The organism is Gordonia phosphorivorans (genome assembly GCF_042432625.1).
In the GTDB taxonomy this organism is placed as follows: Bacteria; Actinomycetota; Actinomycetes; order Mycobacteriales; family Mycobacteriaceae; genus Gordonia; species Gordonia phosphorivorans.
In genome coordinates, this window is sequence record NZ_JBHLWV010000011.1 from 34,942 (window position 1) to 56,158 (window position 21,217).

Annotated in this window: 19 protein-coding genes and 1 pseudogene; 4 read left to right on the plus strand and 16 right to left on the minus strand. The window is 70.1% G+C overall.

From position 1 onward, the window contains the following. Positions 1-32: 32 nt before the first annotated feature. The 3 genes from ACFFJD_RS02640 to nadA all read right to left on the minus strand — a co-directional run bounded on the left by ACFFJD_RS02640 (position 33) and on the right by nadA (position 2,905). A complete protein-coding gene (locus tag ACFFJD_RS02640; RefSeq protein WP_382360511.1) occupies positions 33-926 on the minus strand; it encodes a DUF559 domain-containing protein in 894 nt (297 codons plus the stop codon). Between the two features lie 70 nt (positions 927-996). Continuing rightward, positions 997-1,890: a carboxylating nicotinate-nucleotide diphosphorylase gene (gene nadC / locus ACFFJD_RS02645; protein ID WP_382360514.1), complete on the minus strand. Its 894-nt coding sequence runs from the start codon at positions 1,888-1,890 to the stop codon at positions 997-999. A 4-nt stretch (positions 1,891-1,894) separates the two neighbouring features. Beyond that, a complete protein-coding gene (gene nadA / locus ACFFJD_RS02650) occupies positions 1,895-2,905 on the minus strand; it encodes a quinolinate synthase NadA (protein ID WP_382360999.1) in 1,011 nt (336 codons plus the stop codon). Between the two features lie 199 nt (positions 2,906-3,104). Between nadA and ACFFJD_RS02655 the strand changes: the two genes are divergently transcribed. After that, positions 3,105-3,806, plus strand: a complete 702-nt coding sequence (locus ACFFJD_RS02655) for an NUDIX hydrolase (protein ID WP_382360517.1) — start codon at positions 3,105-3,107, stop codon at positions 3,804-3,806. Positions 3,807-4,022: 216 nt separating this feature from the next. Next, positions 4,023-4,976 (plus strand): annotated as a pseudogene (locus tag ACFFJD_RS02660) (DUF222 domain-containing protein); the annotation flags it as partial. A 465-nt stretch (positions 4,977-5,441) separates the two neighbouring features. Here ACFFJD_RS02660 and ACFFJD_RS02665 read toward each other — a convergent pair. From ACFFJD_RS02665 to ACFFJD_RS02690, 6 genes are read right to left on the minus strand one after another with little or no spacing between them, the layout of a single operon-like run. Next, positions 5,442-6,071 carry a DUF2567 domain-containing protein gene (locus ACFFJD_RS02665; protein WP_382360520.1) on the minus strand — a complete coding sequence of 210 codons (630 nt, stop codon included), beginning with the start codon at positions 6,069-6,071 and terminating at the stop codon, positions 5,442-5,444. Then, on the minus strand, positions 6,068-6,304 hold the full coding sequence (gene bsaP / locus ACFFJD_RS02670; protein ID WP_382360523.1) for a biotin synthase auxiliary protein BsaP: 237 nt from the start codon (positions 6,302-6,304) through the stop codon (positions 6,068-6,070). The genes ACFFJD_RS02665 and bsaP overlap by 4 nt, the downstream gene beginning before the upstream one ends. Positions 6,305-6,348: 44 nt before the next feature. Then, positions 6,349-7,392, minus strand: a complete 1,044-nt coding sequence (gene bioB / locus ACFFJD_RS02675) for a biotin synthase BioB (protein WP_382360526.1) — start codon at positions 7,390-7,392, stop codon at positions 6,349-6,351. 19 nt (positions 7,393-7,411) lie between these two features. Then, positions 7,412-8,143 (minus strand): dethiobiotin synthase, encoded by a 732-nt coding sequence (gene bioD, locus ACFFJD_RS02680; protein ID WP_382360529.1) that lies wholly within the window; start codon positions 8,141-8,143, stop codon positions 7,412-7,414. Continuing rightward, a complete protein-coding gene (locus ACFFJD_RS02685; RefSeq protein WP_382360532.1) occupies positions 8,140-9,288 on the minus strand; it encodes an 8-amino-7-oxononanoate synthase in 1,149 nt (382 codons plus the stop codon). The genes bioD and ACFFJD_RS02685 overlap by 4 nt, the downstream gene beginning before the upstream one ends. Beyond that, the gene (locus tag ACFFJD_RS02690) at positions 9,285-10,589 is read right to left on the minus strand and encodes an adenosylmethionine--8-amino-7-oxononanoate transaminase (RefSeq protein ID WP_382360535.1); all 1,305 of its coding nucleotides are present in this window, start codon (positions 10,587-10,589) and stop codon (positions 9,285-9,287) included. The genes ACFFJD_RS02685 and ACFFJD_RS02690 overlap by 4 nt, the downstream gene beginning before the upstream one ends. Positions 10,590-10,747: 158 nt before the next feature. Between ACFFJD_RS02690 and ACFFJD_RS02695 the strand changes: the two genes are divergently transcribed. After that, complete coding sequence (locus ACFFJD_RS02695) at positions 10,748-11,323, plus strand: TetR/AcrR family transcriptional regulator (protein WP_382360538.1); 576 nt, start codon at positions 10,748-10,750, stop codon at positions 11,321-11,323. Beyond that, the gene (treY, locus tag ACFFJD_RS02700) at positions 11,320-13,680 is read left to right on the plus strand and encodes a malto-oligosyltrehalose synthase (protein WP_382360541.1); all 2,361 of its coding nucleotides are present in this window, start codon (positions 11,320-11,322) and stop codon (positions 13,678-13,680) included. The genes ACFFJD_RS02695 and treY overlap by 4 nt, the downstream gene beginning before the upstream one ends. A gap of 18 nt (positions 13,681-13,698) precedes the next feature. Here treY and ACFFJD_RS02705 read toward each other — a convergent pair whose 3' ends face one another. The 7 genes from ACFFJD_RS02705 to ACFFJD_RS02735 are packed head-to-tail and all read right to left on the minus strand — an operon-like array spanning position 13,699 to position 21,215. Continuing rightward, positions 13,699-14,487 carry a hypothetical protein gene (locus tag ACFFJD_RS02705; RefSeq protein ID WP_382360544.1) on the minus strand — a complete coding sequence of 263 codons (789 nt, stop codon included), beginning with the start codon at positions 14,485-14,487 and terminating at the stop codon, positions 13,699-13,701. Between the two features lie 31 nt (positions 14,488-14,518). Next, positions 14,519-15,676 carry an MlaD family protein gene (locus tag ACFFJD_RS02710; RefSeq protein WP_345313130.1) on the minus strand — a complete coding sequence of 386 codons (1,158 nt, stop codon included), beginning with the start codon at positions 15,674-15,676 and terminating at the stop codon, positions 14,519-14,521. Next, positions 15,676-16,782: an MlaD family protein gene (locus tag ACFFJD_RS02715; RefSeq protein ID WP_382360549.1), complete on the minus strand. Its 1,107-nt coding sequence runs from the start codon at positions 16,780-16,782 to the stop codon at positions 15,676-15,678. Before ACFFJD_RS02715 ends, ACFFJD_RS02710 begins: the two co-directional genes overlap by 1 nt. Then, positions 16,779-17,888 carry an MCE family protein gene (locus ACFFJD_RS02720; protein ID WP_382360552.1) on the minus strand — a complete coding sequence of 370 codons (1,110 nt, stop codon included), beginning with the start codon at positions 17,886-17,888 and terminating at the stop codon, positions 16,779-16,781. The genes ACFFJD_RS02715 and ACFFJD_RS02720 overlap by 4 nt, the downstream gene beginning before the upstream one ends. Next, positions 17,882-18,874, minus strand: a complete 993-nt coding sequence (locus ACFFJD_RS02725; protein ID WP_382360555.1) for an MCE family protein — start codon at positions 18,872-18,874, stop codon at positions 17,882-17,884. Before ACFFJD_RS02725 ends, ACFFJD_RS02720 begins: the two co-directional genes overlap by 7 nt. Continuing rightward, positions 18,874-19,911, minus strand: a complete 1,038-nt coding sequence (locus tag ACFFJD_RS02730; protein WP_382360558.1) for an MCE family protein — start codon at positions 19,909-19,911, stop codon at positions 18,874-18,876. Before ACFFJD_RS02730 ends, ACFFJD_RS02725 begins: the two co-directional genes overlap by 1 nt. Then, positions 19,908-21,215, minus strand: a complete 1,308-nt coding sequence (locus tag ACFFJD_RS02735) for an MCE family protein (protein ID WP_382360561.1) — start codon at positions 21,213-21,215, stop codon at positions 19,908-19,910. Before ACFFJD_RS02735 ends, ACFFJD_RS02730 begins: the two co-directional genes overlap by 4 nt. Between the last annotated feature and the right edge of the window lie 2 nt (positions 21,216-21,217).

Consider the following 21,217-nt stretch of genomic DNA (forward strand, 5'->3'; position numbering starts at 1 on the left):
CACACCACCACAACTCGACACTCCACGCCGACTCACCCCAACTCGGCCCGACGACCGGCCAACACCACGATCAACTGCCGCAGACACGACTCCAACTCGTACGTCAGCTGATGCCAGGTGAACGCCAACACCACCCACCCGGCGGCAGCCAACGCATTGCGCTTGGTCCGATCCCGCTCGAACTGGCGGACCCCGTGATGGAACGCCCACCCGTCGATCTCCACAGCCACCTTCTCCACCGGCCACGCCACATCCACCCGCCACCGCCCGAAGCGATACTGCAGTTCCCATCCGGTCAGCCGTTCGGCACGGACCGCCCCGACGAACAACCGCTCGGCCGCCGATTCGGTGTCCCCGCCCACGATACTCAGCAGCCGCCGCACGACGGCGAAGCCTCGCCGACCCGCATTGCGCTCCAGACACGTCGTCAAGTCCGACAGCGTCACCGGCTGCGTCTGCAGCGCCCCATCCAGGAGTCGGGCGCCGTCGGGCACCTCCAGGCACGCGGTCAAGATCGTCATCGGCAGGCGGGTCACCGGCAGTCCGCGCACCCGGGTGACGTCGGCCGCGTCGTAGCGCCGGCGCACGGCCTGGACCCGGCATTCCGACCACCCCCGCGGCTGCGCGGCGGCCGGGACCGCCAGCGTCAACGGCATCGCGAGATCGTCGACAAGCCCGTGCCACCACGCTGCGGTGCTGCGATCGACCAGTCCGCCGTGTGCGGCGGCCGCGCCGCGCACCAGCGCCGCCTCGGTGTAGGGGTGCGCGGCCGACCGGAAGACGCCGCGCGCCACCCGTCGCCACTCGCCCGACTCGGTGCGCGTTCTGATCTGCGCGCGGGTCAGGCCGCAGGCCATCGCCCGTCCGGCCGTGATCACCCCGTCGTGCGCGGCCAGTTCGGCCGCGACGCTGCCCACATCCCCCACGCCGGTTAGACGCCGGAGCGGGCCCCGCCGGTTCCGCGACACGCGGAGCGCGGCGGCTCGCGGGTGCCGGTTACCAGTCCAGACCGAGGTCGAGAACGGTGACCGAATGCGTCAACGCGCCCACGGCGAGGTAGTCGACGCCGGTGCGGGCGTAGTCCATCGCGACGTCCAGGGTGAGCCCGCCGGACGACTCCAGTCGGGTCTGTGGCGACCGCTGGTCCCGGCGCTGGACGGCCATCTGGGTTTCCCACGGCTCGAAATTGTCCAGCAGCACCAGCTGCGGGCTCAGCGCCAGGACCTCGTCGAACTGGGCGAGGGAATCGACTTCCACTTCCACGGGCAGGTCCGGGGCGACGGCCCGCACCGCCTCCAAAGCGGCGGCCACGCCCCCGGCCGCCACCACGTGGTTGTCCTTGATCAGGGCGGCATCGCCCAGGCCCAGGCGGTGGTTGACGCCGCCACCGGCGCGGACGGCGTACTTCTGGAGGAATCGCATCCCGGGCAGGGTCTTGCGGGAATCCCGGATCTGCGCGGACGTCCCTTCGACGGCGGCCACCCACTGCGCCGTCGCGGTCGCGATCCCGGACAGATGGCACAGCAGGTTCAGCGCGGTCCGCTCCGCCGTCAGCAGCGACGACGCGGGGGCGCGCAACGCGAGCACCGTCTGACCGGGTTCGACGGCGCTGCCGTCGGCCAGTTCGGTGGTCACCACGTAGTTGTCGGCACCGATCACCAGGTCGAAGACCGCGCGGACCACCGGCAGACCGGCGATCACGCCGTGCTGCCTGCTGACGATCCGGGTGTCGGCCACCGTCTCGGCCGGGACGGTGGCCAGCGTGGTGATGTCCGGACCGTAGCGCAGGTCCTCGTCGAGCGCGGTGGCGATCAACGCCAACAGTTCCTCGGTGACCTCGAAGGTCAACGCCTCCCCCGGTCCGGCCTGGCCGATGAACGCCTCGCCCACGCGCCTACTCCCCGCCGCCGGGGTTGCCGATCTCGATCATCCGCTGCACGCTCAGGCGCGCCTTGGCGGCGATCTCCGGATCCACGTGCACCTCGTCGCGCCCCTCGGTGAGGCACCGCAGCAGCGCCGCGGGCGTGATCATCTTCATGTACGGGCAGGCCGCCCGCGGGTTCACCGGCTGGAAGTCCACGTCCGGGGCCGCCTTGCGCAGCTGGTGCAGCATGCCGACCTCGGTGGCCACCAGCACCTGCTTGGCCGTGGACTCGCGGGCCGCGTCGATCATGCCGCCGGTGGAGAGGATCTTCACCTTGTCCTCGGGCACCGCCCCCTCGCCTGCCAGGTACAGCGCCGACGTGGCGCAACCGCACTCGGGATGGATGTACAGCTCGGCGTCCGGGTGGCTGTCGGCCTGCTCGGTGAGTTCGTCGCCGTTGATCCCGGCGTGCACGTGGCACTCGCCGGCCCAGATGTGAATGTTGTCGCGCCCGGTCTCCCGCTTGACGTGCGCACCCAGGAACTGGTCCGGGAGGAAGAGGACGTCCCGGTCCGGGTCGATCGAGGCCACCACCTCGACGGCGTTCGACGACGTGCAGCAGATGTCGGTGAGCGCCTTCACCTCGGCGGTGGTGTTGACGTAGGAGACGACCACCGCGTCGGGATAGTCGGCCTTCCATTCGCGGAGCTGCTCGGCGGTGATCGAATCGGCGAGCGAGCAACCGGCCCGCTCGTCCGGGATCAGCACCCGCTTGTCCGGGCTGAGGATCTTGGCGGACTCGGCCATGAAGTGCACGCCGCAGAAGATGATCTCGTCGGCCTCCACCTCGGCGGCCACGCGCGACAGACCCAGCGAGTCGCCCACGTAGTCGGCGATGTCCTGGATGGCCGGCAGCTGGTAGTTGTGCGCCAGGATCACCGCGTTGCGGGCCTTGGCCAACCGCTTGATCTCGGCGGCCCACTCCGGAGTGGCCTCCACGCCGCCGTAGGCGGCCGGAATGGAGACGCCCGGGTCGGGCATGCCCAGATCGGTTTCGGTGCGGGTGATGATCGTTGAGGTCATGGCGACTGCTCCCTTCGCAGCATCCGGCCCGGCGGGCTGGCCGGTACCGGGTTTTCGACCGGTGATCGAAAACTAATCGGCGTCATGGTAACACCGGCGCCGGTGGGGTTTGTTCCCGCGGCTACCGGCGTCGACGACGCTCGTTACACTCAGCGCCATGGCGACTCCGACACCCGTCGAGGTGCTCACTGCGGTCTTTCAGGTCCGCGAACCGACACAGGGCCGACCGACCCTGCACGTCCTACTGCATCGCAGCTCCGGCGAGGCCCCGTGGTCGCTGCCCGGCGGCGACGTCGGGTCGCGGGAGACGCTCGCCGCGGCGGCGCGCCGCCACCTCGGCGGGCAGTGCGGCCTGACGCGGGTGGCCCACCTGGAGCAACTGTCCGTGTTCTCCGATCCCGACCGGATTCCCCAGGTACGGACCATCGCCGCCACCTACCTCGGCCTGGTCCCCCGCGACGTGCCCGTCGAACCCGCGGCCGTCGACACCGACGCGCCGGGCACCGCGCGCTGGATCGACGTCGAGGAGCTGCCCGACCTGGCCTACGACCACGCTCGCGTGGTCGAGCTGGCGCGCAGCCGGATCGCGGCCAAGCTGTCGTACACCAATCTGGCCTTCGCGCTGGCCCCCGGCCGATTCGCCATGTCCGAACTCTCCGAGATCTACGGCGCCGCGCTCGGCTATCACGTGGACGCCACCAACCTGCTGCGAGTGCTGTCCCGACGCGGCGTGGTGATCGCCACCGGCACGGTGGGACGCACCGGCCCCAGCGGCGGCCGCCCGCCCGCCCTGTACTCCTTCGCCGACGATTCACTGGTGGTGACCGACGAATTCGCCACCCTCCGACCGCCGCCCTGAGCACGCGAAAAGTTCCAGAAAGACCGTTGCCCTCACACCGCGGTGGGAGTATCGTAGTCATCAGGAATCGAACACACGTTCGCACGAGGGGGTGGCGAAATGCGAGTGACACCGTCAGCGGAACTGCCCGACACGGCCACTGAACTCACGGCGCTCATCGACGCGGCCACCGATCGTCTCGCCGCCGTCGGGTTCCTGCACGAAACCGACCGCGACATGCTCGACGTGATCTCCCGTTGGGAGATCAGTCGACGCAAGGCCGACAACATCTCCGTGCGCCTGCTCATCGAGGCCGGCGACCGCAACCTCGAGTCTCTCGCCGGATACGTGACCGTGTCGCAATTCCTGGCCACCGGGTTGCGCGTGGGCCGCGCCGAAGCCGCTCGCCGTCGCACCGTGGCCCGCGAGATCGGGGTATTCGGCAATCTGCAGGGCCAGCGACTACCGCCGCGCCTGCCGCTGTGCGCGGCAGCCGTCGCCGAAGGCGCCATCGGCGCCAAGCACGTCGACGTCATCGCCCACATCATGGCCAAGATCCCCGCCGCGGTACCCCAGACCGATCGCGATCGGGCCGAAAAGGTGTTGTCCGACGCAGCCCGACACGTCTCACCCGACGACCTGCCGATGCTCGGCCACCGCATTCTGGCCCACCTCGACCCCGACGGACATCTCACCGACGACACGGACCGTCGGCGACAACGCGGATTCACCGTTCGTCCCCAGGATCGCCAGCTGATGAGCAAGGTGCGGGCGCTCCTCACCCCGGAACTGCGCGCCAAACTCGAAGTGATCCTCACCGTTTGGGCAGCACCCGGAATGAACAATCCCGCCGATCCCGACTCTCCGCACGGCGCAGCCGACCGACCCTACCTCGATCCGGAAGCACTCGAGGCCGCGGCAACCCGTGACGAGCGGTTACCGGCCCAACGCAACCACGACGCACTCGTCGCCATGTGCGACTACCTCCTCGGCCACGGAGCACTCGGCCGCCCGGACCGAATACCGTCGCAGCTGGTGATCACCACCACCGAATCCGAACTCGCCGCGCGAGCGGGCACGGCGATCACCGCCACCGGCACGCGCGTACCCGTCGCCGACCTGGTCGACCTCGCCGCCGATGCGAATCCGTGGCTGGAGGTGTTCGCCGACCATTCCGCAGCCATTCTCTACCTGGGCCGTGGCAAACGTCTGGCGACCTTGGCCCAACGCCTGGCGCTGTTCGGCCGCGACCGAGGCTGCACCATGGCCGGATGCCGTCGACCATTCGCGCAGACCGAAGCGCATCACATGCCGGCCTGGTCGCGCGGCGGCCCCACCGACATCGACCATCTCGGCGCAGCCTGCGGACCGCACAACCGTCGCGAGGGCCGGGCCGCGGGCCAGTGGGAATCGACGATCCTGGTCGATGGCCCGGACGCGGGCCGGGTCGCCTGGCGACCGGCCGGTTCCGCCGGACCCTGGCGGGTCAATCCACTGCACAACCCGGAATCGCTGATCCGGCCGCACTTCGTGGCGGATCCGCCGGCCACGACCCGCCTCGACCCCGTGCGATCGACCGTCGAACGATTACTGCGCTGCCACATCCGGAGCCATCAACCGCCGATCAGCGTCGATTCGTCAGACGGGAGTGAGAAGTCAGGCCCGCAGGCCGTCGGCGGCGGGGGCGCCCGGGTAGTTCCAGTCGGCGGGCGGCGGCGGCACCGCGCCTACGGACGGCTCCTCCGGCGGGATCTGCCCGCGCGGGTGCCAGGCGCCGTCCCCGGAGCCGGCGGCACAGACGAAGTACACCAGCGCGGCGGTCCCGGGCGCACAGATCAGCAGCAGCCACGGGGCGGCCAGGAAGTTCCAGCCCGCACCGGTCAGCCACAGGTCGTCCACCAGCTGATAGGTCCCCGGCGTGTGCGGATCGACGCCACCGGCCCGGGCGTCGGCGACGGCGCTGCCCACTTCCATGGCCAGCCCGGACGCCACCAGCGCCAGGGCCACGGCGAACAGCAGCCCGGTGACCCCGCGCGCCGACCGCAGAAGAATCCACACCGCCAGGGCGCACACGGCACCGAAACCGAACGCGAGGAGGGCGAAGACCGCCGGACCGCTGAACAGCAGCGCCGACTGCGGGGCCGGGAAAGCGAGCCCACGCTCGGTCACCGTGACCTCGGCGTACGGGATGACGAAGGCCCACAACACCCCGAGCAGTACGCCCAGGATCAGGAAGGCCACCGCCACCAGCAGCGGGCGCACGCGCGCGGAGGCGAGAGCGCTCATCGCTGTTCCAGCTGCGCCGAATCCAGCGTCCCGTGCCGGGAGCAGCGCGCCACCCAACCGTCCGGCACCACCTGCACCACCATCCGACGACCGCACTGCCCGCAGTAGCGGGGCGGCTCCAAACCCATGCGGGCGGCCGGCGGCACCGCGTCCGGGGACTGCAGCTCCAGCTCCAGTCCGGTGTAGACGCCGTAACGCAGGGGCTGCGCCAACGGTCCGGGCACCGTCATCATCGGTTCTCCTTCGTTCGCGGCTTCGACGCTACAGGGGGCCGCGCTCAGAGAGTGTCGTTGAGGGCCTTGATCGGCATGCTCAGATCGTCGAGCAGATCCAGATCGGCTTCGGCGGGACGGCCCAGCGTGGTCAGGTAGTTGCCGACGATCACCGCGTTGATGCCGCCGAGAATGCCCTGCTTGGCGCCCAGGTCGCCGAGGGTGATCTCACGACCGCCGGCGAAACGCAGAATGGTGCGCGGCAGCGCGAGCCGGAAGGCGGCCACGGCCTTGAGCGCCTCCGCCGCGGGCAGCACGTCCAGGTCGCCGAACGGCGTACCCGGCCGCGGGTTGAGGAAGTTCAACGGCACCTCGTCGGGATCGAGCACGGCCAGCTCGGCGGCGAACTCCGCGCGCTGCTCCACCGTCTCCCCCATGCCGAGGATGCCGCCGCAGCACACCTCCATGCCGGCCTCGCGCACCATGCGCAGGGTGTCCCACCGCTCGTCGTAGGTGTGCGTGGTCACCACGTTCGGGAAGTGGCTGCGGGCCGTCTCCAGGTTGTGGTTGTACCGGTGCACGCCCATCGCGGCGAGCTCCTCGACCTGCTCCTGCGTGAGCATGCCCAGGCTGCAGGCGATCTGGATGTCGACCTCGTTGCGGATCGCCTCGATACCGGCCGCCACCTGGGTCATCAGGCGCTTGTCCGGGCCGCGGACGGCGGCCACGATGCAGAACTCCGTGGCCCCGGTCTTGGCCGTCTGCTTGGCCGCTTCCACCAGCGACGGAATGTCGATCCAGGCGCTGCGCACCGGCGAGGTGAACAGGCCGGACTGGCTGCAGAAGTGGCAGTCCTCCGGGCAGCCGCCGGTCTTGAGGGAGATGATGCCCTCCACTTCCACCTCCGGACCGCAGTGACGCAGGCGGACGTCGTGGGCCAGCTGCAGCAGCTCGGGCAGACGCTCCTCGTCCAGCCGCAGCACCTGCAGCAGCTGCTCGTAGCCGAGCCCGACGCCGTCGTCGAGCACCTGCCGGCGCGCGAGCGCGAGGATGTCCTCGTCAGCCGATACCGGGTCGACAGAAGCGGGGGTCGAGGTGGTGATGGTCATGATTCTCCTTCGTGAGGTTTCATCGGCCGGCCGGCCGGGCGGCCGCGGCCGCCGAGAGTCGTGCGGTCGGAGCCGCCCACAGTCGTTGTCCGGTGAACCACGCCGGCGCCGCCTTCTGGAAGGCACTCGGTTCCGCGCTGCCCGCGCCCGCCGGGACGGCGGCGACCACCGGCACGCCGGTCAGTCGCGGCAGATCGTCGCGGTTGCAGGTCATCGCCAGGTCCGGGGCCGCGGGCCACGCACCGAGGATCAGGCCCGCCACGTCCACACCGGCCGCGCGCAGGGCGTCGACGGTCAGTTCGGTGTGATTCAGGGCGCCCAGACCGGGATCGGTCACCACCACGGTGCGCGCCCGCAGTGCCGCGGCGACGTCGAGCACCGTCAGCTCCGGGGCCAGGCGCACCAGCACCCCGCCGGCGCCCTCGACCAGCACCAGGTCGGCGTCGAGTGCGAGTCGGTGCACCGTCGCGCAGATCTCGTCGAGCCGCACGTAGGGCGCCCGTGCCCGCCGCGCCGCCGTCTCCGGGGCGAGCGGCTCGGGGTAGCGGGCCACCTCGGCGACCGGGATCGGGCCCGCCAACGCGGTCACGACGGCCAGGTCGCCCGGCTCCTGCGGCCCGACTCCCGTCTGCACCGGTTTGCACACGGCCACGCGCAGGCCGTCGGCCCGGGCGGCCGCGGCCAGCGCGGCCACGGCGATCGTCTTGCCGACGTCGGTGGACGTGCCGGTCACCACCAGGATCTGAGTCATCGGGCCCCCACCGCCCGCAGCGCCTCGTCCACCACCGCGGCCACCGAGACGAGCGTGGTCGGCTCCAGGTCGGCACGCACGGTCACCCGCAGCCGGGACGTCCCAGCGGGCACCGACGGCGGCCGGAAGCAGCCCACCAGCAGATCCCGGTCGCGGCAGTACGCCGCCGCCGCCACCGCGGCGACCGGGTCGCCGACGATCAGCGAGACCACCGCGGATTGCGGCGTGTGGGCGCCGACGGCCTCGGCGAACGCCCGCACCGAGGAGCGCAGGGTGTTCGGCAGCTCCGGGTCGGCCCGCAGCACGCCGAGGGCCGCGTGTGCTGCGCCGACGGCGGCGGGGTTGAGGCCGGTGTCGAAGATGAAGCTGCGCGCACGGTCGATCAGGTGTCCGCGCAGCGCCGCCGAACCGGCGACGAAACCGCCCTGCGCCCCCAGCGATTTGGAGGCCACCCCGGTGATCACCAGCCCGGGCGCACCGGACAGGCCGCACTCGGCCACCACGCCGCGGCCGCCCGGACCGCGCACGCCGACCGCGTGCGCCTCGTCCACCAGCAGGGTCGCGCCGAGATCGTGGGCCGCGCCGTACAGTTCGGCGATCGGCGCCACCTCGCCGTCGATGCTGTAGATGGAGTCGGTGACCACCAGGGCCCGACGCTCGTCGCGCCCGGCCAGCGCACGACGGATCGCGTCCACGTCACCGCGTTCGGTCACCACCACGCGGGCCCGCGACAGTCGGCAGCCGTCGATCAGGGAGGCGTGCGCCCCGGTGTCGCTGACGATCAGGTCGCCGCGGCCGGCCAGCGCCGTGACCGCGCCGACGTTCGCCAGGTAGCCCGAGGAGAACACCAGTGCCGCCTCGGTGCCGAGGAAGTCGGCGAGGTCGTCCTCGAAGTCGATGTGGGCCGCCGTGGTGCCGACCACCAGACGCGACGAGGTGGAACCGGCGCCCCAGGCGCCGACCGCGGCCTGCGCGGCCGCGATCACCGCGGGGTGCCGCGACAGCCCCAGGTAGTCGTTGGAGGCCAGGTTGATCGCGGTGCTCGACGCAGAGCGCACCAGCGGGGTGCGGTGCAGTCCGGCGGCGGCGATCGCCGCGGCCTCGTCGTCGAGCCAGCTCAGCGGGTCGGTGTGCACGGTGGTCATGCGCTCACCGCCATCGCGTCCCGGCGCGCCGCCATGCTCGCCCGTGCGGCGGCGACCATGCCCGCGGCGATGGCGTCCACCTCCGCCTCGGTGCAGATGTAGGGCGGCATCGCGTAGATCAGGTTCCGGAACGGGCGCAGCCAAATGCCTTGTGCCACTGCGGCATCGGTGGCGGCGACCATGTCGACCTCGTCGGTCAGCTCGATCACGCCGATCGCGCCGAGCGTCCGGACCTGTACGACGCCCGGCGCGCCCGCCAGCTCCGCGAGGCCTGCGGCCAGGCGTGCGCCGATCATCGCCACCTGCGTGCGCCACGCCCCGTCGTCGAGCAGTCCCAGCGACGCGCAGGCCACCGCGCACGCCAGCGGGTTGGCCATGAAGGTGGGGCCGTGGGCCAGGCCGCCGGCCTCGCCCGCGCTGATCGTCTCGGCGATCTCGTCGGTGGTGAGGGTGGCGGCCAGCGTGAGGTATCCGCCGGTGAGCGCCTTGCCGAGGCACAGGATGTCCGGGCTGATGCCGGCGTGGTCGACGGCGAAGAGCTCGCCGGTGCGGCCGAAGCCGGTCGCGATCTCGTCGCAGATCAGCAGCACGTCGTAGATGTCGCAGAGTCGCCGCAGCTCGGCGATCAACCGCGGCGGATGAAAGCGCATGCCGCCGGCGCCCTGCACCACCGGTTCGACGATGACGGCGGCGAGTTCGCCGGCCCGCGCGGCCAGCACCCGCTCCAGCTCCGCCACGTAGGCGGGGTCGTCGTCGCTCGGCGGGGCGTCGACGAAGACCTGCTCGGCCAGCACGCCGCGCCACATCGCATGCATGCCGCCGTCCGGGTCGCAGACGCTCATCGGCGCGAAGGTGTCGCCGTGGTAGCCGCCGCGCCAGGTGAGCAGCCGTCGCTTGCCCGGCAGCCCGCGGCTGCGCTGATACTGGATGGCCATCTTGACGGCGACCTCGACCGCCACCGACCCGGAGTCGGCGAAGAAGACCTTGGTCAGCGGCGCCGGGGTGAGTTCGGTCAGCTTGGTCGCCAGCGCCGCGGCCGGCTCGTGCGTGAGCCCGCCGAACATCACGTGCGACATCGCGCCGAGCTGCCGACGCGCCGCCTCATCCAGCACCGGGTGCGCGTAGCCGTGCACGGCGGCCCACCACGAACTCATGCCGTCGATCAGTTCGACGCCGTCGGCCAGCCGCAGTCGGACTCCGGAGCACGACGCCACCACCCGCGGCGCGGTGGACGCCGGGAATCCGCCGTACGGATGCCACACGTGCGCGGCGTCGGCGGCGATGATCTCCTCGGGCTGCACTCTCGGGTCTCCTCCGGTGCGGTGTCGATCCTCCGGCGGTCGCCGAATTACTGGACACCGTACAGGACACACTTGAACGCTGTACAGGAGAGTGTTGAACGGCGTACAGGACAGGCACCCGCGGTGTACGCGGCGCGGGGAACGCTAAGGTGAGCGGCGTGAGCACCACGCGAGGCGACATCCTGCATGCCGCGCGCGGCATCCTGTCCGAACACAGCCTGGCCGACCTGACCATGCGCAGGCTGGCCACCGAGGTGGGTGTCCGCCCCAACGCGCTCTACTGGCATTTCGCCGACAAACAGACGATGCTGGCCGCCCTGGCCGACGACCTGCTCGCGGGCGTGCACGACGACAGCGCCCTCGACTGGGACGCCGCCCTGTCCACGATGGCCGAGAACCTGCGCACGGTGCTGCTGGCCGTCCCGGACAGCGCCGAGGTGGTCTCCTCGGCGTGGGCCTCCGGGCTGGCCACCGACGATCTCGCGGGTCGACTGGCGGCGCGGGCCGCGGGCGGCGGTCTCAGCGAGACCGCGGCGCGCGGTGTGGCGACCGCACTGTGCCAGCTGACGGTCGGCCTCACCATCGAGGAACAGACGCGCGCCCAGATGGAACGCCTCGGCGCGACCGGCCCCTCCGGCCGCGACTTCGGCGACGAGTTCCACCAGGCCCTCGACGTGATCCTCGCGGGCGCCCGCGCCGCCTGCCTCACCGCCGCCGAATCGGCCTCCCGGTGAGCACCCCGACCCGACCCGACGGCCGGATCGAACCGGTCGCCGCCTATCGGGTGCAGCTCACCCCGGACTTCGCGTTCGCCGAGGTGGTCGGCATCCTCGACCACCTGGTCGAACTGGGTATCTCCCACCTGTATCTGTCCCCGATCCTGCACGCGATGCCCGGATCGACCCACGGCTACGACTGGACCCCGCCCACCCAGGTCTCCCCCGAGCTCGGCGGCCTCGACGGGTTCCGCCTCCTGCGCGCACACGCCCGCGCCGTCGGCATCGGCGTCCTGGTCGACATCGTGCCCAACCACGTCGGGATCGCGGTGCCCGCGCAGAACGCGTGGTGGGCCGACGTGCTGCGCCACGGCGTCGCGTCGCCCTTCTTCGGCTATTTCGACATCGTGCCGGCCGCCCACGACGGCCGGGACGACGTGATCCTGCTGCCGTACCTCAACACCGAGGGCGACCTGTCCGCGCTCCGCGTGGACGACGACGGCAACCTCTGTCTGCACGAATGGGTGCTCCCGACCACGCCCGGATCGGCCGAGCCCGGCGACGATCCCCTCGAGGTCCTGGAGCGCCAGCACTACCGCCTGGTCCCGTCCACCTACAGCCTGCTCAGCTATCGGCGGTTCCTCGACATCGGCGAGCTGGCGGCCCTGCGCCCGGAGGTCCCGGAAGTCTTCGAAGCCACCCACGGCTGGCTCCGCTACCTGGTGACCGAGGACCTGCTCGACGGTCTGCGCGTGGACCATCTCGACGGCCTGCGCGATCCCCGCGGATATCTCGACCGACTCCGGGAGATCCTCGGCCCCGACCGCCTCCTCTACGTGGAGAAGGGCTTGTCGATCGACGAGGACCTCGCTCCCGATCTGCCGGTGGACGGCACCACCGGTTACGACCAGCTGCAGCTGATCGAGGCCGTGTTCACCGCGCCGCCCGGCACCATCGAACTCGACGAGATCTACCGCTGGGTCACCGGGTTGCACGGCGACGGCGACCATCTGGCCGTGCTGGGTCGCCAGCTCCGCGAGGAGACCCTGCGCAGCCGTTTCCCCACGCGGCTGCGGCTGGCCGGCAGCGCGGTCTCGGTCGCCGCGCCGTCGGTGCCCCCGCACGTGGTGGAGCAGGCGGTCGCCGCCTTCGTCATCGCGGTGACCGTCGGCCGCCCGGACTATCCGCACCTGCTGCCCCGCGTCCTGGCCACCATCGAGGCCGCCCGCGCCGCGCTGCCCTCGGCCGACGCCGGCTTCGACGCCCTGACCCAGGTGTTCACCGCCCCCGGCGAATACCCCGACGCGCTCTTCCGGGTCAGTGAACTCTGCGCCGTGGTCTCCGCCAAAGCGATCGAGGACGTCGGTTTCCATCGCACCGCGCGCCTGGTGTCGACCCAGGAACTGGGCTGCAATCCGCGGCACCCCACGATCAGCCGGCCCGCCTTTCACGAACGCAATGAGCGGCGGGCCCGCGAGTGGCCGCGGGCGCTGACCGCCACCAGCACCCACGACACCAAACGCAGCGGCGACGTGCGGGCGCGCATCGCGGTGATCGCGCAGGTGCCGCAGCGCTGGCACATGCTGGTCCGACGGATCTGGGCCGACTATCCGCCGCCGCACCCGCGGACCGCCTACCTGCTGCTGCAGAACGTGATCGGCGTCTGGCCCGAGGACGGACGGCCCGACGAACAGCTGCACGCGCGCCTGGCCGCGTACACGGCCAAGGCGATGCGGGAAGCGGCGGTGATCACCTCGTGGACCGACCGCAACCTGGAGGCCGAACAGCAGACGCAGGACTGGCTGTCCGGGCTGCTCGAGGGCGACGCCGCCGAGCTGATCAGCGATTTCGTCGCGTTGATCGCCCGGGCCGGCCGCGAGGAGTCACTAGCCCGGAAGGCGATCGCCCTGCTCGGGCCGGGTGTCGGCGACATCTACCAGGGCACCCAGTGGTGGGACGATTCGCTCACCGACCCGGACAACCGTCGCCCGGTGGATCACTCCCGCAGCCTGGACCATCCCAAGGCGCAGCTGATCATCGACGCGCTCACCGTCCGTCGACGCCATCTGGCGGCCTTCGGGATCGACGGCACCTACCGCGAGGTGATCGCCCGCGGCCGCCGGGCCCGCCACGTGCTGGCCTTCGCGCGCGCCGTCGGCGAGGCGCCGCCGTCGGTGGTGGTCGTGGCCGCCCGCATGACCCAGACCTTCACGTCGGGCCCGGACCGGGCCGCGGCCGTCGTCGATCTGCCCGAGGGGTGCTGGCGCGATGTGCGCAGCGCCGCCGAGCATGCGGGCTCGGTCCGCGCCGACCGCCTCCTCCAGGAGCGTCCGGTGGTCATCCTCGAACGCGTCCCCGGGGACGTCGAGCCCTGAGTCGGTCGGCGGACCGTTCTACGGAGCGGGCGCCGGGGCCGGCTGCTCGGGTGCGGCACTGACCCCTGGTTGCGCGATCATGCGTCCGACCAGCCACTTTCCGTCCTGCTTGGTCAGATCCAGTTGAAGCAGCACCACCTGCTGACCTCCGGCGGGCACCGCCGCGCTGGTGCCGGTCAGCGTCGCCGCCACCACCGTGGTGGCCGACGAGTCGTTGAACGACTCCACCGTGGCCGAGTTGACCTCCACCTTCATGTTGGAGAACTTGCCCTCGTCGAAGAACTGCGCCGTGCTCTGCGCCTCGGCCTCCACCCGCTCGCGGGCCTCACCGGTGGTCAGCGGCACCACGGTCGCCTGGATCTTCTCCGGGGTGGTGCCCGGCGCCATCATCGCGCCGAAGTAGGTCGTCACGAACGCCGACGACGCCGACTTCGCCTCGTCGAACGCACTGAGGGTCTGCGACTTGGCCGCGACGTCGCTCGACTTGGCGGTCAACTGCCAGGCCAACACCGCGATGGCGACCACGGCGGCCACCGCCACCAGCGCCAGTCCCACGCGCAGCAGGCTCTGCGAGGTGACGGTGAACTCGCGTCCACCGGGAGCGCTCGACGCCGCGGCGGCCTCGGCGCGGCGCGCGGCCTTGGCAGCGACTCCGCCGGCTTCGGCCTGCTTCGTGTCGGCAGGCTTCCTCACGGGGGCCGTCTCGGCGATGGCGTCGTCGGCGGCGCCGGCGAGGTCGTCAACAGCGAGGTCGTCAACAGCGACATCGTCGACAGCGGGGTCGTGTGCGGGGGAATCCGAGCTCATACGTCCTTCATCATTTCGTCGGTCGTCACCATCAGTTCAACGGCACCGTGCGGCTGTTCGGATCGTAGCCCGGCGGCGGATTGGCGGTGTCGTCTCCCTTGGGCCGCGGGGCGTTGATCGATCCACGTCGCTGCTGGTTCGGATCATCGGTGACGCAGTACAGGTTGGTCGGCACCGACGCCTCCATGATCTTGGTCGGGCGGGTGGGCGTCACTTGGTAGTCGCAGTACGGACGCGGGTAGAGCGACGCCAAGGTCCACCATGCGCCGTGGTGGAACATCTTCTGCGACTGCACCGAGCCGTCCCGGATCGATGGGAACAGCACCGCGAGCGTCGGCGCCCGCAGCGCGCCCTGCTGGGCGACGTCGATGAACTGCGCCAGCACGTCGGTGATCGGGTCGGTGATGGTGTCCAGGGATCCGGTCAGACTGACCAGTCGGCTCGATCCGGTGCCCATCAGCGTGCGCAGTTCGGCATCGGCCTCGACCGCAGCGTCGATCACCGAGCCGAGCCCGTCGACCAGGCGGCCGAAGTCCGGCTGCACGTCGGCGGTGGTCTCCATGATGGTGCCGACGTTCTGAATCAACGCCGTGGTCTGCGGCATCACCTTGTACAGCTGCGCGAAGATCACGCCGCCGGAGGAGAAGATCGAACGCAGCTGGTTCGGCTGGTCGTCGTTCAGCGCGATGGTGAGTTCGCCGAGCGCCGACGACAGCTTGTCGGTGTCGATCTGCGCGATCAGGTCCAGGCTCGATTCGAGCACGCCGGAGAAGGGTGCGGTCACGTCGGTCTGGGCGGTCTCGATGACGGCACCCTCGCTCAGGAACGGTCCGTCGTCGGTGGTCGGGACGATGTCGACGTACTGCTCGCCGGCGGCCGACAGGCCCAACGCCGAGAACGTGGCGTTCCGATTGATCCGGTAGTCGTCGTTCAGGCTGAGTCGTACGTTCACCGTGCGGGGCGTCACCTGAATGTCTTCGACGTCGCCGATCTCGACGCCGCGCAGCGTCACCTTCGAGGTGTTCTGCAGGCCGCCGGAGATCGGGAACTTCACCGTCACCTCGTAGCGGCCCTGCCAGGGCCGCCAGCTCAGCGAGACGAAGGCCAGGTAGGCCAGCGCCAGCACCATCACCAGGGCGAGGGCGAGGTTGCCCAGCAGCATGGAGTGTTTCCGCAGGAAGGCCATCATCAGTTCGGCGCCCCGTTCGTTCCGTTGAGCCGCGCCAGCACGACGGCCAGCGTCTGCTGCAGACTTTCCAGACCGCCCTGCAGATCCTGGAGCTCGGGGAACCGCGACGCCGCGTCGAAGCCGACGCCCGGGGTGAGCCAGTACAGCTTGGTCGCCACCGTGGCGGCGCTGCCCGGCGTCGAGTTCTGCCACTTCGGGTTCAGCTCGAACAGACGCTGCATCAGCGGCCCCAGTTGCGGGGCCGTCTTCTCGAGAGCGACGGCGGCCGTGCTGAGGTGGGTGAACAGGCTGATCAGATCGTTCTGCCGCTGGTTGAGGAAGTCCGTCGTCGCGCCGGTCACCACGTTGGACTTGTTCAGCGTGTCCAGGATCAGGCCGAGTTCGCCGTTGATCACCGAGATCGCCGGGGGCAGTTTGTTCACCGCGGCCGCGATCTGGTTGCGGCCGGCCGCCAGGTCGGCGGTCAGCGTTCGGGTGGTCGCCATGGCCTTGTCCACCTCGGCGGAATTGGCGTTGAACCGACTGATGGCCGTGGTGAAACCGTTGATCGCCCCCTGCAGTTCGAGGTACTTGTCCTCACCGGACAGGGCCGTGGACAGCTCGGTGAAGATCTGCTGCAGGGCGCCGATCGACCCCGAATCCACCTGCGCGGTCATGCTGATGAGCAGATCCTCCACCGTCGCCGCGGCCGAGGTCGCACCGCTGAGGGTGTCACCGCCGGCCATTACCCCCTCGGTGGTGCCCAGCGGCGGATTCAACGCCACGAAGACGTCGCCCAGCGGCGTGGCCTGACGCAGTTCGGCACCGGTGCCGACCGGGATCTTGGTGCTGGTGGACACGTTCATGGTCACCACGGCGCGGTAGTCCTTGGCGACGATGTCGGAGACCACCCCCACGTCGGTGCCGCCCAACCGCACCTTCGCCTGCGCCGGCAGGTTGAGGGCGTTGTCGAAGACGGCCTTGATCTCCATGGTCTCGCCCAGGGAACCGGGGGCCGGCAATGGGATCTGCTCGACGGTGAGGCCGGGGATCGCTCCGCAGGCGGTGAGGCTGACCACCGTGGCCAGCGAGACGGCGCTCATCGCGAGCTTCTTCATCGGTGTCATTTCTTGCTCAACTCCAACAGCGCCGAGTAGATGCCCAGGTCCGGTCCGAAGTCGTTGAGCTGGCCGGTCCGACAGCCGTTCTTCTGCAGGTTGATCGCCTCGCAGAACCGCGACAGCAGTTCGTTGTCCACCAGCGACTTGTCCAGCAACACCTGGGCGCGCCAGGCGCCCTGTTCGGCGGAGATGGAGTTGGCCAGGTTCTGGAACAGCAGCGGCCCCATGTCGATGGTGTCCACCAGTTGCCGCGAGTAGTCCGAGAGGTTCGAGGCCAACGCCGCCAGCCCGGTCATCGACGACGACACGTTGCCCGCATTGCCCTCCAGGAACTCGGCCGTGTTCTGCAGGGCCGAGTTCACGTTGTCCAGGGTGGCCTGCAGGCCGACGCTCTGGTCGCCGAGCATCTCCGACACCTGCGTCACCGAGTTCGACAGGGCCAGCATCTTGGGGTAGTTCGCGGTCAGCGCGCTGGTCAGTTCGCTGATGGTGCGCAGGATCTGACCGAGGCCGTCGGCGTTGTCGGCGCCCACCTTGCCCGCCTTCTCCAGCGCGGTCAATGCCTCGCGCAGGCGGTCGCCGTTGCCGTCGGCCACCCCGGCGGCGATGTCCACCAAGTCGGCGATCGGCTGTTCACCGCCGGGCTCCCCCTTCAGGTTGTCCACCAGGGCGTCGATCGAGTCGAACAGGGTGCCGATTTCCACCGGCGACGCCGTGTGCGCCAGCGTGCCGCCGACCGCCAGCTTGTCCCCGCCGGTGTACACCGGGGTCAGCTCGATGTGACGAGTGGTGACGATCGAGGTGTTGACGATGGCGGCGGTCGCGTCCGCGGGGATCGAGATGTCGCTGTTGACCGCCAACTCCACCTTCACCCGGGTGCCCTCCGGATGCAGGGACACCACGCGCCCCACCGGCATGCCGAGGACGGCGACGTCGTTGCCCTCGTACAGGCCCGCGGCGCTGTCGAAGTACGCGGTGTACGTCTGAGCGGCGCCCACCGCGGTCTGCACCCCGGTCGGGATCAAGGAGCAACTGCTCAGCGTGAGCGTGGCCGCCGCGGCCACAGCGGCGCCCGCCGTGGCGGTCCGCCAACGCCTGGTTCCGGTCAGCATCCGTCCACCACCCTCGCCTTGCAGAGCCAGTTGTCTGGGAAGATGCCCCACGGCAGGTACCCGTTCGCGTAGGGCCCGTCGCCGGTGAGGTTGGTGATCGACCGCGCGGTGACCGGCAGGATGTCGAGCATGTTGCGCAGGTTGTCCCGGTTCTTCTCCAAGCCCTGCGAGATCGTGGTCAGGTTGGCCATCAGCGGCGCGAACTGGTCCTTGTTGGCGTCGGCAAGCACCTCGGCTTGCGCGGTCAGTTCGGCCAGACCGTCGAGCAGACGCGTCACCAGTGCCTCCCGCGCGGTGATCTTGCCGGCCAGCTGCGCCCCCTGCCCGACGATGATCGAGAGTTCGTCCTGGCTGGCGGAGACCTGATCGGTGACCGCCCGGGTGTCCTTGATCAGCTGGTTGATCTGATCGGTGCGATTGTTGATCACCCCGGACATGCGGGTCAGCGCGTCCAGCGTCGGCTCGGCGATGGCCGGCACCCCGTCGAGCTGCTTGTTGAGCCCGCGCAGGCTGGCGGCCAGCTGCGCATCGTCGATGCCCTCGATGATCGGCACACCCGCCTCCAGCGTCTTCTGCAGGTCGTAGGGCACCTCGGTGTTGGGGATCACGCCGTCGCGTGCCGGCGCGTCGCCGTCGCCCATCTCGATCTCGACGAATCGCTGACCCAGGAGGGTCGACAGCTTGATGGTGGCGACGCCGTTGTCGGTCACGTGCACGTCGTCGTCGACGCTGACGGTCACCTTCACCCGGTCCCCGGCCAACTCGGTGCCGGTCACCTCGCCCTTGTCGATGCCGGCGACCCGGACCTTGTCGCCCGGCCGGATACCGCCGGCGTTGGTGAAGTTGGCGGTGTAGGTGGTCTTGCCGATGCCGAGTTCACTGAACCCGACGATGGCCACCAGCACCGCGATGATGGTCACCGAACCGATCAGTCCGTACCAGAGGAGGCGGCGTTCGCCCCACGAGTGCCGCAGTCGCTTCTTCATCAGCGGCACACCACCGAATGCTGGTTGCCACCGATCTGCCGGAGCAGGCCCGGCGGAAGGAAGACGTTGCCGATCGAGATGTCCAGTTCACACGCGTAGATGTTCAAATAGGCTCCCTGACTCATCACCATCGGGAAGTGGACCAGGAACTCGGGCAGCACCTTGGCGCCGCGGTCCAGGGTCGGCCCGATCGCGATCAGCTTGCTGGTGGCGTTGCGTGCGGCGGTGCCGGCCGTCGCCAAGGCGTCCTGGCTCTCGCCGATCACCGTGCCCAGGCCGTCGGCGGTGCGCCCGATCAGCTGCACCGACTTGCCGAAGGCCGCCGAGTTCTCGTTCAGTCCCCGCACCAGTTCGGCGGTGTTGTCGACCAGTTGCTGCACCTGATCGCCCTGCGAGGCGAGCTCGCGCATCACCACCGACAGATTCGAGATGATCGCGCCGAGCACCTCGTCCCGGTCGGCCATGTCATCGGCCACCTGCCCGATCTGCGCGAGCGTGTTGCTCAGCGAGATCTGGTCGCCCTCCTGGAAGGTGTTGATCAGGCTCATGGTGAGACCGTTGACCTGTTCGGGCGTGAGCGTGTCGAACACCGGCTGGAAGCCGCCGAGCAGTCGGGTCACGTCGAACGAGTCCACGCCGTCGCTCTTGAGGCTGCTGCCCTTGCCCAGCGGCGCACCCGGGGCGTCGCCGATCAGGCTGAGCGCCAGGTATCGCTGCCCGATGAGGTTCTGGTAGCGGATCGCGGCCTGGGTGTTGTCGTAGACCTTCTGGTCGGTGAGGACGTCGAAGCCCACCCGCGCCCGACCGTCCTCGAGATCGATCGATTCCACGCGGCCCACCCGCACCCCGGCCATGCGCACGTCGTCGCCGACAGCCAATCCCGAGGCGTCGCCGAAGACGGTCGAATAGTCGCCGGTGGGACCGTCGAGGGTCCGTTCCAGGGTGGACCAGATCAGATAGGTCATGAACAGTGCCGCGAGAGCGAATGCGGTGAAACCGATGAGCGGTTTGCGGATACTGGCGGCCGGCTGGCTCACTTGTCTCCTCCCTGAGGTGTCGGGACCGGCGTGACACCGGACACCAGCGGTCCGAGCATGAGCGATTCGGCGGCGGTGGGCTTGCGGCCCAGCGCCTGCTCGATGGTCTTGTCATCGCGCCGGGTGGTCACCCGCCCGGAGACCGTGCGACGCTGGAGGCCTTCTTCCGGGTAGATCATCAACGGACCGGACATGGTGGGGCCGGTGCCGGTGCCCGGGCCGACGCAGCCGGGACCGCGCAGCTGGCCGTACGGCCCGCCGTCGTACACCGGGCAGTTCTGGCGGCCGTAGCGCTCGAACGGGCTGAAGCTGATGCCCAGGTTCAACTGCACCTTGCCGTTGATACCGGTGAAGACGCCGAGGACGCGACCGGCCAGCACATACAGTTCGCGGACCGCCTGCGGCATGGCGTCGGGCGCCAGCATGAGGGCGCCGACCATGGTGTTCATGTCGCCGACGAAGCGGATGCCGGCGTCGCCGTTCTTCGCGAACATCGTCTGCGTCTGATCCAGCAGCCCCTGCCCCGCCGAGAGCAATGCGGTCAGGTTGCGCTGATTGTCGGCGATGGTCATCGCCGGGACCACGCTGCGCCCGAGGGCGTCGAGCAGTTCCGGTGTCGACTCGGCGAGCCCGCTGAGCGCGTTGTTGTAGTTCGCGAACCCCGAGGGCGCCCCAGCCGGGAACTGTGCGTTGAGCTCGGTGAAATAGCCGTCGAGCACGGGCAGGAAGGTCTTGAAAGTGGCACCGCCGCCGCGCAGCGCGTCCGCGATGTTGCCCAGCACCATGCCCAGATCCTCCGGCGGCACCGCCTTCAACAGGTCCCGCAGATCGTTCTGTGCGTCCTGCAGGCGGATGGTGTCGGCGCTGCGGTCGGCCCGGATCGTCGCACCCGAGGTCAGGTGATCGCTGGAGGGATCAGCCGGCTGGATCAGCTCCACCGAGTTCACGCCGAACAGATTGGCCGGCACCGTGCGCGCGGTGGTGTTGGCCGGAATGCCGTCGGCCTGGTCGGGAATCAGCTCGATGTTGACGCGCTTGAGCGGGCCGGACTCGACCGCCCCGGCCGCCTCGACGCTGGCCACCGCACCCACGATGAAGCCGTTGTACCGCACGTCGGCGCCCGGAACCAGGCCGTCGCCCACGTCGGTCATCTCGGCGACCACCTCGGTGCGGCTGTCGAACGTGCCCTGGTAGCGCATCACCAGCAGGGCCAAGACCACGAGGCAGACCGCGAGGAAGGCGACGCCCCGCCACAGGTACTGCGCGACCGACGGGTCGCGGCCTCCGGTGTCCACTCGAACCATGC

Bases quoted from the DNA above. Each gene is read 5' to 3' on its own strand.
- nadA (WP_382360999.1), bottom strand. From the start codon at position 2,905: ATGCCCGACCCGGGCGTCTCCATTCCGGCCGCCTACGGCGGCGTGGAG.
- ACFFJD_RS02655 (WP_382360517.1), top strand. From the start codon at position 3,105: ATGGCGACTCCGACACCCGTCGAGGTGCTCACTGCGGTCTTTCAGGTC.
- ACFFJD_RS02665 (WP_382360520.1), bottom strand. From the start codon at position 6,071: ATGAGCGCTCTCGCCTCCGCGCGCGTGCGCCCGCTGCTGGTGGCGGTG.
- bsaP (WP_382360523.1), bottom strand. From the start codon at position 6,304: ATGATGACGGTGCCCGGACCGTTGGCGCAGCCCCTGCGTTACGGCGTC.
- bioB (WP_382360526.1), bottom strand. From the start codon at position 7,392: ATGACCATCACCACCTCGACCCCCGCTTCTGTCGACCCGGTATCGGCT.
- bioD (WP_382360529.1), bottom strand. From the start codon at position 8,143: ATGACTCAGATCCTGGTGGTGACCGGCACGTCCACCGACGTCGGCAAG.
- ACFFJD_RS02685 (WP_382360532.1), bottom strand. From the start codon at position 9,288: ATGACCACCGTGCACACCGACCCGCTGAGCTGGCTCGACGACGAGGCC.
- ACFFJD_RS02705 (WP_382360544.1), bottom strand. From the start codon at position 14,487: ATGAGCTCGGATTCCCCCGCACACGACCCCGCTGTCGACGATGTCGCT.
- ACFFJD_RS02710 (WP_345313130.1), bottom strand. From the start codon at position 15,676: ATGATGGCCTTCCTGCGGAAACACTCCATGCTGCTGGGCAACCTCGCC.
- ACFFJD_RS02715 (WP_382360549.1), bottom strand. From the start codon at position 16,782: ATGACACCGATGAAGAAGCTCGCGATGAGCGCCGTCTCGCTGGCCACG.
- ACFFJD_RS02720 (WP_382360552.1), bottom strand. From the start codon at position 17,888: ATGCTGACCGGAACCAGGCGTTGGCGGACCGCCACGGCGGGCGCCGCT.
- ACFFJD_RS02725 (WP_382360555.1), bottom strand. From the start codon at position 18,874: ATGAAGAAGCGACTGCGGCACTCGTGGGGCGAACGCCGCCTCCTCTGG.
- ACFFJD_RS02735 (WP_382360561.1), bottom strand. From the start codon at position 21,215: ATGGTTCGAGTGGACACCGGAGGCCGCGACCCGTCGGTCGCGCAGTAC.